Below are 12,739 nucleotides of genomic sequence, written 5' to 3' on the forward strand. Positions count from 1 at the left end.
CCCAACACGGTGCCCTCCAAGTAGCACCGGTTAAACAACGAGAGCCCTCACCGATGGGTGAAGGCTCTCGAAGTTGCTTACTGGTTTTGGATACAGTAAACCGATGCACTGATAACTTTAACAGGCGCTAGCCTCGGCCCGCAAGAACCTGCCCAAGATTTTCGTTGAGCTCATGAGCCAGGCTGAGCAGGTCGCTTCTATCCCAGGTGGAGAAGCAACAGCGGCACATCATGCCTGAGACCCGGTCGCTATCCCAGGTGAGGGTCAGCGCTGTGTCGGTGGTGCGGTCGCCGTCCTCATCGTAGGAGGCCCATTGAGTCTGATGGCACTCAGGGTTGGGGCAGTGCCCCTCGATGGGAGTCTTTCGTGTGGGGTGTACATGGGCTTGGATTGAGGTACACCAGGACTCCCAAACCTGGACGCGCTGTTGGAGCCACTCAGTGGGCAAGTCGTTGATAGCTTCGAGTAGCGCCCGGGCATGGCGTTGGGGAGTATCTGGCTCGCCGAAGAGGTTACAGTCTAGGGCGTCGGCGCGTAAGTCCAGCCAGAGAGCAGTCCACATCTCTGAGGCGGTGACGTCAAAGGGCAGCCCAGGACGTCCGCGCCCAACATTGGTGCCACCGGATGAGTTCGTCAGGCACTGCTGCAACTGGTCGATGAGACTGTACTCTGCAGGAACCTGCTGCCCGATCTCAACCAGGTCAGCTCGACGCCGTTCTTTTCCCAATAAGCCAAGGGTGCTGGCAGCCCGCGAGCGCAGGTTGTTTTCTTCGATGCATCCCCAGCAGCCGCACTCGGGGGAGTCTGTATGCTCAGGCATCGGTGCTTTCCTTTCGTGAGCTAGTTCCTTGGTTAGTTTCAGGTTTCACTGCTTTCCTTCTCCTTCTGCGCCTTCTTCTCTTTCTGGGGTTGGGTACAGGGGTGCCAGTGTCTGAGGTCTCTTGGGTTCTCTTGTGGTTAGTATTTCTACTTCCCGTCCCGTCCCGTCCCGACAAATCCAGGTTTGTCACCGTGGATATCTGCCGGGTTCTGCCTGATTCTGTTTTGTGCCATTCTGCTTGTACCCAGTCAGGGGCGTCGGCTATGGATTGTTCGAGGTTGTCAAGGTCTACCTCGTAGGTCTCTGTCTCCGGTGCCTGCGCCTGGTGGGGAGTCGTGGCCCTGGGTGTCTGCGCCACTGGAGCCGGTGTTTCAGGCTCTACGGTGGTGGGCTCTACCTGGGTCGTCTCTACCGCGGTGGCTGGCTCGACGGGGGTGAGTGAGATGGTTGGTTCTGCGCCTGCTACCTCGATGGGGAGGGAGTCGCTGGGGGTGACGTTGACGTTGTATTTGGCGAGGAAGGTGACGGTTGCTTTGGAGTAGTACGGAGTCTCAGGGGCTGGTCTCAACGTTTTATCCCAGCTGGGGGCATCGTCTCGTCTGGAGCTGTTGCAGGTTTTGCAGCAGACGACCATTTCTTCCGGTGTTGCGGAGCCCTGGCCAGGGTTGAGGTGGTCGTAGGTGCCTGCGCGACCGCTTTTGCGGTCGTTGTTCCAGTTGACGATTTGCCCGCACCAGCGGCATTCGTCGCCGTCTCGTTTGCGGACGGGTACGGTGAGTTTGGGGTTGCGGTTGTCTTGTTGGCGGCGGTTCCTCCAGAGTCTTTCGGCTTTTTCGATCATGTGGACTAGGTCTTCGTCTTCGATGAGTTTGTAGACGATTCGGCCTTTGGGGTCTTTCATTGCGGTGAAGACCCCTATATTTAGGGCTAGGTCGCAGAGTACTTTGTTGCGGGCGAAGGAGCCTGCGAGGGTCTGGACCATGCCTTTGGTGATGATGTAGTCGGTTTCGTAGGCTGCTGCGCTGGTGCCGCAGCGGGTGATGAATCCTGCGAACTCGTTGAGTATGCGGTCGTCGGCTTCGGGGTATTCGAGCACCTGCAGCAGGAGTGGGTGCATGGCGAAGGCGTCGGATACTTTGAGCCAGCTCATGCTTGACCCCCAGGGTGGGAAGCAACTGCATCAAAGCGATGAGGCATGCAAGGCTCCTTGTTGTTGGTGTTGTTATCGATTGTGGCGGGTAGGTTTATCGAGGGCTTGCCCGTGGAGGGGCGGGCGCTTTAGCTGATAGGGAGTCATTTCGTCCCCTGCTGCTGTTCGAGGATGTCGGTGAAGGCTCCGGCTACACAGTGCCATTGGAAGATGAGGCGCTTGATGTGGTGCATGCAGTCTTCACGCTCTTCCTCAGTGAGGTGGGGGTGGGTGGTCTCGTCGATTTCGACGTCGGCGACGGCGTGGGCGATTTCGGACCAGATGATGTCAGGCCGCTTCACGGGTGGTCTCCTTCTTGGCGAAGTCGTAGCCCCAGCGGGCCCATTCGGCTTCTGCGGGGCTGGGGGTGTGTTGTGGTTGGTTGTCGAGGGTGTAGAGGGCAGTGGGGTATGTGGTTTCGGTGGTGGAGGGGATCATGCTTGTACTTTCAGTAGGTGGGTTTTGTCGGGGCGGACGCGCCAGTAGTGGTGGGTGCGGCTCTTGGGGGGTTCCGAGGTATTCGCAGAACTCGTTGAAGGTGGCGTTGGACTTGAGACGGCGGCCGGGGCGGGAGGTTCCTTCGGGTTTGAAGGGGATTCGCTTGGTGACGTCAGCGATTTCGAACTCGGTTCCGTCTCCGTAAAAGTCACGGATGACGCCGATGGCTTTGGTGACGTAGTCGGCCCAGGAGATGGTGGGTGCGGTGTGGTGCAGTTCAGGCTCTTCATCGTCGGTGGTGAAGAGATCCGGTGTAGCAGGAACGGACGGCGCAGGGAGCTTTGACGCTGGAGGCTGGGGCGCCTGCTGGGGTGCTGCTGATGGTTCAGGTAGTTCTGCCTGGTGCGAGAGGATTTGGGCGAAGAGAGCCCGTGCTTCTTCGGTGGTCAGGGGAACGGTGATTTCAGTGCCGTTGTAGCTGCAACAAAATGGCTTGCGAGTCATGATCGTCCTTTCAGGCGGTGATGAGCTGGTTAGCGAGGGCACCGATATGGGAGGGGATGAATCCGGTCCACTCGTCGATTGGGTGGCTGTCCTCCGGGGTGAGGGGGAAGTTGAGCTGGATGTAGGGCACCGAGCTGCGCCCTTCGCTCTTGAGGGTGTCAACGAGTTCTTCGTTGCCCGGGTCATCGAGGTAGTAGAGCTTGAACTCAACGCCCTCAACAGCTGAGACCAGCTGACCGGCGCTGTTCTCGGTGATAAGACCGACTTCCTGTAGCTTTCGTTTAGTGAAGTTACAGGGCATGCAGCCGGTTCGTTTGGCGTACAGGGTGATGGTCTTGATGGGGTCCGGCATGGTTTCCTTTCGGTTGCGGTGAGCGTGGGCGAGGACTTGGTCGAGGCTGAGCCCCGGCGGGCCAGTCGACCAGATACTGGGTCTATGGGGTCTATCGTTAGGAGCCGTGAAGAACGTCGCTGTGTAGGCATGCCCGGTGGGGCCAAGAGGCTGTGCCGGGTTCAAGGCAGTGGCCGCCGCAATGAAGAGGACGCCAGCGAGCGCGGCCAGGAGCATGATGAAGGCGATGCTTTCAGCGATCAGATGTAGCTGTGATGTCAGCACGGTTTGCTCCTCTTACGAAGGTTTGGAAGGCGAGGTTGAGGGTGTTCATGATGTCGTCGATGGGGGCTGTCTTGTAGGCGCCGTGGAGTTCGACGCCGTTGGCAGATAGGGTAATGGCGGCGCCTTCGTGGGTGCGGTGGGCAGTGGCGATGGCGGTTTCAAGCTGTTCGCGGGCTTCTTCGGTGCGGCGGCGGGATCGGCGGAGGTTGCTTTGAAGCTCGGTGATTTTGGCTAGGAGTTTGCTGTTCTTGGCTCGTTCGGCTTCGAGTTCCTCGGTGAGCACATCAGTGAGGTTTGTTTTTTCGGCTTCGACTTTGAGGGCTCGGGCTTCGGCTTCGGCGGTTTCGGCTCTTTCGGTCATTTTGATGAGGGCTTGGTTGAGGCCTTCGTTGATGCCGGTGAGGGTGTCGTAGCTTTCGGTGAGTCCCTGTAGTTCGTTTGTTTTTTGTTCGAACTCGGTTTCGGCTGCGGTGAGGGCGTCGGAGAGTTTGTCGTTGAGGGCGGTGAGCTCAGCGATTTTTGCGTCGCGGGCTCGGAGCATGGCGTTTATCCGGGCGGGGATTTTGTAGGTAGATCCACTAGTTGTTTGTTTCCTTGTGGTGGCTCCGTAGACGTAGTCAAGCATTAGAAGTTCACCTCATTTCGTGTGGTCGTGTCGGTGCCTGGCAGGGCCGGTTCCCAGTAGGCTCGGGCTTGCTTGATTGCATCGGATGGCTCGATTCCGTAGATGGTTTCGAGTGCGTTTAGCTTGCGGTTGGTGTAGCGTCCGAGTCCGCTGGGGTTGTGTCTATTTAGGGTGTAGAGGTCGTTGGTGCCCTGATTGCCGATGCCAATTACATTGACCATGAAGAGTGCGTAGGCCAGCTGGTCAAGGCTCTTAGAGGTGATAGCGTCCCGGTAGGCTTCGCCCTTATTTGGCTCGTTGGGGTCGAATTCAATGTTCAGCAGAGTGAGCATGTCGGGTAGCTCGTACCCGAAGTCACAGATGACCTCCACCAACGCGCCGTGCGCGGTGCCTTTGAGCTTGCTCGGCTGACCGGCCAAGGTTTCCAGGTGTTCCTTGAATCTTGGGTGCTCAACTCGGAGCGCAAGATTGACCTTTTCGCGGGCTTCCTGCTCGGCCAGCTCTTCGGGGGTAGGTTCCGGTTTTTCGCTGTTTTTTGAGGGGGCCGGGACGAACCAGTCCACGCGCTGGGAGTTGTGGTTGAGATAGGGGCGCAGGCCGTCCTTGCCGTGCTCCTTGAGGATGTCGGCTGGAATACAGCGGCTGGTGAGGGCTAGTAGCTCGGTGGGGTGGTTTGAGAGGCTTGGCAGCTCGGCAGGGTGCTTGAACCGGTAGGTGCCGTCTGTAGTTTGCGCCGCCTCAAGGAAGCTGTAGCCCAGCTTAGTGAGGTGATCGTAGACTTTGTCGACTGATTGGCGCCAATTCAGGGTGGCCTCAGCGTTTGCTACGGCGCTCTTCCAGCGCCAATCGTCGCCGCTTTCGGCCGCGGTGGTGAGTTTTTCGGCAAGGTCGGGCTCGTCTGTGTACTTGGAGATTTCTTCACCCTTGAAGAGGTCAATGGTTTTGTTGGCAATAGCGTCCAGGACTTTCTGGTCAGCTTTCAGCAGCTGGCGACGCCTGCGGATGGTGGAGACTGAGCGGGACAGCTCCACTGAGGCCTTTTCGTCGGTGTAGCCGGGCAGATCTAGCATTTTCTGGATGTGGCGGGCCTCTTCGACGGCCGTGACTGATTCTCGGTGGACGTTTTCCGCGTAGATTGCAGCTAGCTGGTCGCCGTCGGTTGCGTACTGGTCCGTGTAGATTGCAGGGACTTCGGTGAGGCCTGCTTTTTTGGCTGCTGCGAGGCGGCGGTGCCCTGCTATCAGGATGTAGTCACCGTTGCGGGTGGGGTGGTCTGTGACGACCAGCGGTTGGATGATTCCGCGGATGCGAATGTTTGCAGCCAGTTTGTCGAGTTCTTCGGGGGCGCCGAGGGAGGCTCGCATGTTGTTGGGGTTATTGAAGCATTGGGAGGTTTGCAGGGTTTTGAGGATCATGGTCATGGTGTGCGTTCTTTCGATGGGCTTAGGGCGGGTGGAAACTTCGTGGGAAACTTTTGTGCAGGTTTTTCGGCAGCGCTGGCATGGGCTAGGGGGTTGCGCCTGCTTTTGTGTCCGCGGCTTCCTGCCAGAGCTGCATCAGCCACACTGCGCCGTAGACGGCTAGGGCGCACCCGGTGAGAGGCTGGGCGTTAAAGGGCCCACCATCTGCAATATGTGCGATGAGCAGCAGCAGGCCCAGGATCAGCAGGACGGTGGCTAGAAGAGGCCGGCTGTGGGCGGTTCGCATTCTGAGCTCCTGTGAAGAATGATTTTTTCGGTGGTGTAGGTGGCGATATGCACGGGGCCGTCGGCGGTGAGTAGACGCACCTTGCGGCTGGTCTCGTCGACGTCAATGGGGTCAGGGCCGGTACCCAGTGCCTCGCGTAGGGCGGCCTTGAGGGCGTGGTCTCGCACCTCGCGGGTGCGCTCTTCGGCTTTGTATTCGCCGTAGCTGAAGGCGGCGGAGATAACCGGTTTTGGTGCGAAGGGGCGGACGTCGCGGATGCCGAGGCATTCTGCCCGGATCAGCTTGGTTTTACGAGTCATGAGGGTCCTTCTGTGGTTTTAGAGGGTGAACGGTGGTCATATGCTCATTGGCTAGTAACTCGAGCTCTTCTTCGTCTGCCATGAGCCCTAGTTCGCTGGTGGAGACCCGCGAGATATGCCAGTCGCAGAGCTGGCAGGCGTACTCGGTGATGTACTTGCGCTTCACGCGACGCTCCTGAGCTTGGGGGTTGGGTCGAAGGTTAAGGATTCGACGAGATGGTTGATTTGGCTTGCGCGGAGCCGGTAGACGGGGCGGGTACCTCCGGGGTTTAGATCGACGTAGGCGATGTCGCCGGCGGCGATTTTGGCGCGTAAGTAGTTGGCGGAGTCGTAGCCGAGGAGCTCGGCTGCGTCTTCGAGCTTGTAGAGACGGTCGACCAGGACGACGTCGTCGCGGTTCTCGAGCTGGGGGAGTGGATGTGCCATTGCGGTTTCCTCTCATTGTCTGGCTTGCTGGGCGGGTTAACGAGATACTGGTTAACTGTTGAAGTATTGATGGAGGTTGTCTTGACGAAGAATTCTGCTGAGCTCTTGTATGAGTTGTTTATGAGCTGGTGGGAGAGCGGAAATTACCCGAACAGCAGCAGGACTCAAATCAGGGAAAATAAGTTTCGGGAGACTCAGCAGGCGACTTTGTACCTCACTGAGATTGAGAACTTTATTGAGTTCTCAGATTCTTTCCCTACGGATCACCCGTTGCGTGAGGCCATTCCTAAATATTGGAGTTGGATTTTTGCACCAGGTGATTGGAATGGAGCTACAAACTCAAGCTATGTAAGCAAGACTGATATCGGTCTCTTATACGACTTCCGGTATCACCCGGTAAACCAGGTTGGAAAGCCTGTTGCTAGTTCCTTGCAGGCTTTGTTGGATGAGCTTCCTCGCTTGATTGAGGAAGTAGATACCGACCCCGGCTTGAATGATGATGTGAAGCGGTATGTGAAAACGATTCTTCATCATGCTTATAAGGTACTTTCTGTTGATTCTGGGGCTTCTGTCTTTGAGCAGGAGCGGGCTTTGAGTGAGCTTGCTATGGCTTTGGGGCTTGCTGCTTTCCAGGCTCAGAACTCGGAGAAAGCTAGTGGCTGGAAAGAATGGGCTGAGAAGGCTGCTAGTCATTTCATTTCTGGTTTTTTGGGTGCTGCCGGCGGTAGTGTCTGGACGCTAGCCCTGACTGCTGGAGGGGCAGCGGGGCAGATTATGGGGTCTTAGCCGCCCTGGCTGCTCGTTCTCTCAGCTCTTGACCGGCTTCGACGAGTAGTCGTGATGCTGTGGTGCTGAGAACGATGGTGATGAGCTTTTTGACAGGGGTTCTGAAGGTTGTTGAGTCGTTTGCCTGGTAGATATGTCCAGCGATAGGAGACTCTAAGAGCTCTCTGAAAGCGGCGAGTTCGATGGTGCTCATCTGATTGATGAGCTGTGATTTTTTGGGGTATCGGGTCACGGTTTTCCTTCTGTTTGGCACTGGTTATCTGTCGGTGGCTGAGAGGGGGTGAAACCGAATTCGATATAGGCTTCATCAAGAGCTTGGTGGAGGGCTTGCCATCTGGCGAGTTCGGCTTTCAGTTGCTCAATGCTGGCAGGTAGCTTCGCGTAGAGCTCTTCGGCTTCGGCTAGTCGCTGCTCGATGAGCTTGACTGCTTTGCGGGTTTGCTCAGCTGGGTTGAGATCTTCGAGTTCCCAGAGTGGGTTGCTCATCGGGTTCTCCTTTCCGATACGGATGCACCACGGCCTAGGGCTTCCGCAGCTGGTGGGTTTGATTGGATAATTAAGCGATTCTGGTACGGAGTCTTCAAATAGTTAGGAGTTGGCTAGTGCATAGCCTTTTTGTGCAGGATAAGGTTTATCGAAATTTCAATAACGCCTTGGGACAGGCCATTCAGGCTAAGGTGAATGCGAAGACTGAGAGCGAGCGGTATCTAGCGAGCGCGATGGAGTCGTTGGCTCAGGGGTTGCGTGATCAGCGTGGTGAGGTTCTTGAGGGGCGTGTTCGAGAGAATCTAAAACGTCAGCAGCGGTCTTCTTCATCTCAGTAAGTAGGTCTCGTTCTACTGTTTCGATGGTGGTTTGAGTGAATGGTGGAGTGCTTAGCTCTGAGTGTTTTTGCCACAGCTCCATGAGATTTGAGCCGAGCATTCCTAGCTTGAAAATCTGTTCGCTGTCTTTCATTGTGTGTTCTCCTTTCGGGGCGGACGGTGGCGTTCGGGGCTACCGCGCCGGGCGGTTTAACGAGATACTGGGTATGAGCTACAAGGGCTGTAGCTCGTGAAACTAGGAGGTTTTATGGCTACTAAGACAGCCAAAATGAAGTTTTTTCTTCCGAGCGAACCATTCGAGTTCGAAACCGACATTAACTTCGTGAGGGCATATGAAGAGCTTGTCCTTTCTGCAAACAGCGCTTCGTTTCTTTCGGCTTCGAAGGCCGTTCAGTTGGTCTTTCCCGATAAGCGCATGATGCTGAGGTTAGATACACCCTTTGTGAGTGAGAGAGTTGGGGAAGAGGGCCTTGATAAAAGGACTATTGACTCATACTTCGAGCTCTTGAAGGTGACAGTTTTCTACAACTCCCAGATCAATCTTGATGAGACTGGTAACTTTATCGAGCCATCTGAAGATGTTTTGAAGGCCGCTAAAGAATGGGCAGAGGATGCTTCCTCAGGAGATGATTAACTTCGTTTGGGACGCTTGTGGCTGTTCCGAAGTTGTTCGACTACTCGCTGATGAGGTGAGGCGATTTCTTCAAGCAGCTCAATGATGCGGTCGAGTTTCTGCTCGATGGCCTGGTTGCTGGTTTCGGTGGCCGGGCTTTTCTGTGTTGCGGTCCAGTGCATGGGCTTCTCCTTTCGGGGCGGACGCCGGCGGTGGGTCTTTCCGTGCCGGGCGGGTTAACGGGATACTGGGTGTGGGCTACAAGGGCTGTAGCTGTATGTATGGAAGAGGTTTAGGTCAATGACCGAGTTATCAAGTGATTTTCAAGGTTCGTCTACGAGCCGTATTGATTTCTATGTCCCTGGCGGCTTGGTGAGCATCAAGACCAGTTACCTTGTGGCTAGTCAGATCGCTGTTCTTTTGCCCATGTATGCGATGAAGAACCCGGGTCAGTTTTTGAAGATCAGTGTTGGTCGCATGGTGGATCATGTTCTGCCAGTAGCCACTGCCTTTAGCGTTGTGCATCAGGAGGTTTCGGCTGTGGCGGCTGATGCTCCGGAGAATTTGAGAATCAGTGAGAAGCTGACTGATACGCTCAACAATGGGCTTTGCCTTTTCTTTGATGATCAAGGCCGTTTGCTGTCTTAGTTGGGGGTGGGCCCGGTTGCTGGTGCCAGCGGCCGGGCTTTTCTGTGTTGCGAGCCAGGGCATGAGCTTTTCCTTTCGGGTGGGGTGGACGCCGACACCAGGGCCAGCGAGCGCGAGATAATCCCAAATATGGGATTTATGGGTAAAAAATTAGGCTGCGTCAGCAACGGCTTGTTTCACCTGGAAGAAGTCTCTGATGTCAACATCGAGGATTTGGGCGAGCTGTCCAAGCTCCAGGAGGGTAAAAGCAGTCTTGTTGTTGAGCTTGCTAGACATGGCTTGCTTAGAGATGCCCAGCTTTAGGGCAGCCTGGCTCTGGGTCATATCCTTGCGAGCTAGTTCTGCTCTTACGTTTGAGGCAGTGGTTTCGGTTACCAGCATGGCAATCTCCTTTCGTTGCCTCTACTGTAATCCCATATATGGGAATGAGTCAAGTAATGCGGGACTTTGTTTAATTCTTGGTTTACTATTTCAGTATGAATCAAAACTTTCCAACCGACTTCAGTAGGGCAGTCAATGCAGAAATCCGCAGCTGGATGGGACGGCGCGGACTCAATCAGAAGCAACTGGCTGAGAGTGCAGGAATTTCCAAGTCGAAAATAAGTCGAATTCTAGGAACTGCTGAGCAGTCCATGGATACTGACGAGCTGGACGTTATTTGCCAGGTGCTTGAAGTTTCTCCGGCACAAGTGGTTGATGATGCTGTGCGTGCCGTCCTGGCCCAGCAAGAACAAGCCGAACCCCAGCGTCCGTCCGGTCGCTACAACTCCGCCGGCGAATGGGTCCCCGCCACCCGCGACGGCTACACTCTAGCCGCCTATGAATCAGACGAGGAGAAGGGTGTTGATTACATCGACGACTAAAGACCCCTACGCCCTGGCCGAAGAACTCGGCGTGCCCATCGTCTACCGCAAACTCGCTGGCGGGCTCCACGCCTACTGGGACGGGGCGAAAATCATCGTCGACACCCGCCTATCCCAAACACAAGAGCGCTGCGCAATCACCCACGACCTCATGCACGTCATAGCAGGAGACGAACCCTACCTACACGTGCTCAGCTCACCGTCCATCGAAGCAAAGCGAGACCTGCAAGCAGCTGAACTGCTCATCGACCCGGCAGCCTTCCGCCAAGCAGCCACCATGTACCCCGACGACGGCGCCAAAGTCGCCCGCGATCTAGGCATTACCAACCGGCTCCTCAACGCCTGGGTACGAGCGCACGGAGTCGAACTTATCGAACTAGATGAAGTGGCCTAGGGAAGTGGAGAGAACGATAGGAACCCGTCACTGGGAAAGGTGGCGGGCTTCTTTTGCGCGTAATGTGCCACAAGCGAGCGCGGTTAATCGTAAAGTTTAATCACGTTGCCCCGATGCCTGGGGGTGATTCATCATTACACCTACGCGAGGACTGTATGAAATACGAGCCAGAAAGATTCCAGCTTAAGCCTGGTGAGAGGCCACCTATTACGCCGGATGTTTATCTTTCCTATGCGCCAAAAGTCGAGATGAGAAATGCCCATCTGCCTGGGAAAGGCTGGCTTATTTGGGGCTACTTCTTGGTTTTCTGTTCGGTAGTGACTATACCTACGGGTGGTGTTCTAATCTGCGCCCCCTTTGCTGCGATTTTGCTGTGGCACTACTACAGCCGCCATGCCTCTTATAAAAAAGCAAAAGATTTGATTCCTTACTCACCTCGGAGCACTTCATGACACAACAGCCTTACCCTTCAGATTCCGTATCGCCGGCCATGGTTGCTGAGCATTTCACCAGCCTCACCCGCAAGAAAAATGACGTTATTCTCAAAATGGCTGAGGAAATTGTAGCTCTCAATCAGGAGCTGGACCGGCTCCGGGGGCACAACCAGCACTTACAGCATTTTCTTGATTCCCATGGCGGTGCCGAGGTCTGGGAGCTTGATAAGGCTGTAGAACAGACCCAGCAGAGTGTCGACAAGCTCAAGGCCTACCATCAGAGCCTGATTGACGAGACTCCCGAAGTTGAGAACCGGTACGTCCGCCTGGCTCTATCCCTAGAAGATTTCGCGCACCCCGCAACGTCTTACACTGAGCTCAAGACTGATCTGCGACAGCTTCGAGATGAGATGAAATCTCTTGCTTCCAGCGGTGATGCGGTTTCTGCTGATGAAAATGAGCCCCTACCCTCAGCAGCGGGCAAGGCAAAACAGCTCAAGAAGAACATCGCCCGCCTGGCCCTGCGCTGCTTCAACGCTGAGGCTGAAAATATCATCAAGTCAGTAACCGCGAAAAATGTACAGACAAGCGCTGACAAAATCGGCAAGGCAGCCGACGCCATATCACGCCTAACCAAACCCCTGGATATCTCAATCAGCTACGAGTACCAGCGCCTCAAGGGGCAAGAACTGGAGATTGCTGGCCAGATTGAACAAGCCAGGGAGATTGAGAAGGAAGAGCAACGAGCGGCCCGCGAAGCTATGCGCGAGCAAGCCCAGGCTGAAGCTGAGATGGAAGCAAAGAAGAAAGCCCTGCTCAAGGAGCGCAAGCACTTCGAGAATGTTCTAGCCCGCATTCAGGCTACCGGTGATTCTGAGCGTATCGCCGAGATTCAGGCTGAGCTTGACCAGATTGACGCCGGCATCGCGGACGTCGACTACCGCAAGGCCAACACTCGTGCCGGTTATGTCTACGTCATCTCCAACATTGGCTCATTCGGTCAGCGCATGGTCAAGATTGGCATGACCCGCCGCCTGGACCCGATGGACCGCGTGCGAGAACTAGGGGACGCCTCAGTTCCCTTCGGCTTCGATGTGCATGCCCTCTTCTTTACCGAAGACGCCCTCGATGTGGAGCGGCAGCTCCACGAGGCATTCGCCCAGCAGCGCGTAAACCGCGTGAACCTGCGCCGTGAGTTCTTCTACGCCACCCCGGCCGAAGTTCATGCGGCACTGGACAGCATTGCCGGTGACGTCCTCGAATTCAATGAGGACGCCGAAGCTGAGCAGTATTACGCCAGCCTCCAGATTGCCGAAGCTGAAGCAAACGCTTAATAGTACGGGAAAGACCCCCGGTTTGCAGTTGCAAACCGGGGGTCTTTTAGATATACCCAATCAGAGTTTCTTGTTTAAACGAAACCAAAGTATCGCAACATCTTATTGCGAGGGGGTGTCTGTAGCTCCTCACGCTGGACTCGGGCAAGTTCACGTAGCTTTTTTAGCTCGCGATCATGTGCCTTTTGTAGCTTCTGCGGGTCAATGCTACGAACAACT

General features: G+C 55.7%; 22 protein-coding genes. 7 read left to right on the plus strand and 15 right to left on the minus strand.

The annotated features are described in order from the left end of the window. Positions 1-127: 127 nt before the first annotated feature. The 11 genes from ACFP6B_RS08525 to ACFP6B_RS08575 all read right to left on the minus strand — a co-directional run bounded on the left by ACFP6B_RS08525 (position 128) and on the right by ACFP6B_RS08575 (position 6,624). On the minus strand, positions 128-820 hold the full coding sequence (locus ACFP6B_RS08525; protein ID WP_377129214.1) for a hypothetical protein: 693 nt from the start codon (positions 818-820) through the stop codon (positions 128-130). Further along, the gene (locus ACFP6B_RS08530) at positions 813-1,970 is read right to left on the minus strand and encodes an HNH endonuclease (RefSeq protein WP_377129216.1); all 1,158 of its coding nucleotides are present in this window, start codon (positions 1,968-1,970) and stop codon (positions 813-815) included. Before ACFP6B_RS08530 ends, ACFP6B_RS08525 begins: the two co-directional genes overlap by 8 nt. 143 nt (positions 1,971-2,113) lie before the next feature. Beyond that, positions 2,114-2,311 carry a hypothetical protein gene (locus tag ACFP6B_RS08535; protein ID WP_377129218.1) on the minus strand — a complete coding sequence of 66 codons (198 nt, stop codon included), beginning with the start codon at positions 2,309-2,311 and terminating at the stop codon, positions 2,114-2,116. Further along, positions 2,298-2,951 carry a hypothetical protein gene (locus ACFP6B_RS08540; protein ID WP_377129220.1) on the minus strand — a complete coding sequence of 218 codons (654 nt, stop codon included), beginning with the start codon at positions 2,949-2,951 and terminating at the stop codon, positions 2,298-2,300. The genes ACFP6B_RS08535 and ACFP6B_RS08540 overlap by 14 nt, the downstream gene beginning before the upstream one ends. Positions 2,952-2,961: 10 nt before the next feature. Continuing rightward, entirely contained in the window at positions 2,962-3,567 is a 606-nt protein-coding gene (locus tag ACFP6B_RS08545) for a thioredoxin domain-containing protein (RefSeq protein WP_377129222.1), read from the minus strand. Next, on the minus strand, positions 3,536-4,108 hold the full coding sequence (locus ACFP6B_RS08550) for a hypothetical protein (RefSeq protein ID WP_377129224.1): 573 nt from the start codon (positions 4,106-4,108) through the stop codon (positions 3,536-3,538). The genes ACFP6B_RS08545 and ACFP6B_RS08550 overlap by 32 nt, the downstream gene beginning before the upstream one ends. Before the next feature lie 83 nt (positions 4,109-4,191). Then, positions 4,192-5,613: a ParB/RepB/Spo0J family partition protein gene (locus tag ACFP6B_RS08555; RefSeq protein WP_377129226.1), complete on the minus strand. Its 1,422-nt coding sequence runs from the start codon at positions 5,611-5,613 to the stop codon at positions 4,192-4,194. Between the two features lie 85 nt (positions 5,614-5,698). Then, on the minus strand, positions 5,699-5,899 hold the full coding sequence (locus ACFP6B_RS08560) for a hypothetical protein (RefSeq protein WP_377129228.1): 201 nt from the start codon (positions 5,897-5,899) through the stop codon (positions 5,699-5,701). After that, positions 5,869-6,198 carry a hypothetical protein gene (locus tag ACFP6B_RS08565; protein ID WP_377129230.1) on the minus strand — a complete coding sequence of 110 codons (330 nt, stop codon included), beginning with the start codon at positions 6,196-6,198 and terminating at the stop codon, positions 5,869-5,871. The genes ACFP6B_RS08560 and ACFP6B_RS08565 overlap by 31 nt, the downstream gene beginning before the upstream one ends. Beyond that, positions 6,188-6,364: a hypothetical protein gene (locus tag ACFP6B_RS08570; RefSeq protein WP_237242527.1), complete on the minus strand. Its 177-nt coding sequence runs from the start codon at positions 6,362-6,364 to the stop codon at positions 6,188-6,190. The genes ACFP6B_RS08565 and ACFP6B_RS08570 overlap by 11 nt, the downstream gene beginning before the upstream one ends. Next, the gene (locus ACFP6B_RS08575; RefSeq protein WP_377129232.1) at positions 6,361-6,624 is read right to left on the minus strand and encodes a hypothetical protein; all 264 of its coding nucleotides are present in this window, start codon (positions 6,622-6,624) and stop codon (positions 6,361-6,363) included. The genes ACFP6B_RS08570 and ACFP6B_RS08575 overlap by 4 nt, the downstream gene beginning before the upstream one ends. A gap of 81 nt (positions 6,625-6,705) precedes the next feature. Between ACFP6B_RS08575 and ACFP6B_RS08580 the strand changes: the two genes are divergently transcribed. Beyond that, positions 6,706-7,410: a hypothetical protein gene (locus tag ACFP6B_RS08580; protein ID WP_377129234.1), complete on the plus strand. Its 705-nt coding sequence runs from the start codon at positions 6,706-6,708 to the stop codon at positions 7,408-7,410. Here the strand turns inward: ACFP6B_RS08580 and ACFP6B_RS08585 are convergent. Continuing rightward, positions 7,397-7,642, minus strand: coding sequence for a hypothetical protein (locus tag ACFP6B_RS08585; protein WP_377129236.1), 246 nt, complete (start codon positions 7,640-7,642; stop codon positions 7,397-7,399). The genes ACFP6B_RS08580 and ACFP6B_RS08585 overlap by 14 nt on opposite strands. Beyond that, a complete protein-coding gene (locus ACFP6B_RS08590) occupies positions 7,639-7,896 on the minus strand; it encodes a hypothetical protein (RefSeq protein ID WP_377129238.1) in 258 nt (85 codons plus the stop codon). The genes ACFP6B_RS08585 and ACFP6B_RS08590 overlap by 4 nt, the downstream gene beginning before the upstream one ends. Before the next feature lie 585 nt (positions 7,897-8,481). Between ACFP6B_RS08590 and ACFP6B_RS08595 the strand changes: the two genes are divergently transcribed. Then, complete coding sequence (locus tag ACFP6B_RS08595; protein ID WP_377129240.1) at positions 8,482-8,868, plus strand: hypothetical protein; 387 nt, start codon at positions 8,482-8,484, stop codon at positions 8,866-8,868. Here ACFP6B_RS08595 and ACFP6B_RS08600 read toward each other — a convergent pair. Beyond that, complete coding sequence (locus ACFP6B_RS08600) at positions 8,865-9,029, minus strand: DUF4083 family protein (RefSeq protein ID WP_377129242.1); 165 nt, start codon at positions 9,027-9,029, stop codon at positions 8,865-8,867. The genes ACFP6B_RS08595 and ACFP6B_RS08600 overlap by 4 nt on opposite strands. A gap of 118 nt (positions 9,030-9,147) precedes the next feature. On the opposite strand from ACFP6B_RS08600, the gene ACFP6B_RS08605 reads away from it, so the two are divergent. Continuing rightward, complete coding sequence (locus ACFP6B_RS08605) at positions 9,148-9,495, plus strand: hypothetical protein (protein ID WP_377129244.1); 348 nt, start codon at positions 9,148-9,150, stop codon at positions 9,493-9,495. Between the two features lie 150 nt (positions 9,496-9,645). On the opposite strand, the gene ACFP6B_RS08610 is transcribed toward ACFP6B_RS08605, so the two are convergent. Continuing rightward, positions 9,646-9,876, minus strand: a complete 231-nt coding sequence (locus tag ACFP6B_RS08610) for a helix-turn-helix transcriptional regulator (RefSeq protein WP_377129246.1) — start codon at positions 9,874-9,876, stop codon at positions 9,646-9,648. A gap of 95 nt (positions 9,877-9,971) precedes the next feature. Here ACFP6B_RS08610 and ACFP6B_RS08615 point away from each other — a divergent pair, with 95 nt between their 5' ends. The 4 genes from ACFP6B_RS08615 (at position 9,972) to ACFP6B_RS08630 (ending at position 12,520) form a co-directional block, all read left to right on the plus strand. Then, a complete protein-coding gene (locus ACFP6B_RS08615) occupies positions 9,972-10,358 on the plus strand; it encodes a helix-turn-helix domain-containing protein (RefSeq protein ID WP_377129248.1) in 387 nt (128 codons plus the stop codon). Then, positions 10,339-10,752, plus strand: a complete 414-nt coding sequence (locus tag ACFP6B_RS08620; protein WP_377129250.1) for an ImmA/IrrE family metallo-endopeptidase — start codon at positions 10,339-10,341, stop codon at positions 10,750-10,752. The genes ACFP6B_RS08615 and ACFP6B_RS08620 overlap by 20 nt, the downstream gene beginning before the upstream one ends. 155 nt (positions 10,753-10,907) lie before the next feature. After that, complete coding sequence (locus ACFP6B_RS08625; RefSeq protein ID WP_377129252.1) at positions 10,908-11,204, plus strand: hypothetical protein; 297 nt, start codon at positions 10,908-10,910, stop codon at positions 11,202-11,204. Then, entirely contained in the window at positions 11,201-12,520 is a 1,320-nt protein-coding gene (locus ACFP6B_RS08630) for a DUF4041 domain-containing protein (protein WP_377129254.1), read from the plus strand. Before ACFP6B_RS08625 ends, ACFP6B_RS08630 begins: the two co-directional genes overlap by 4 nt. Positions 12,521-12,739 lie beyond the last annotated feature (219 nt).

The organism is Rothia nasimurium (assembly GCF_042660305.1).
Lineage (GTDB): Bacteria > Actinomycetota > Actinomycetes > Actinomycetales > Micrococcaceae > Rothia > Rothia nasimurium.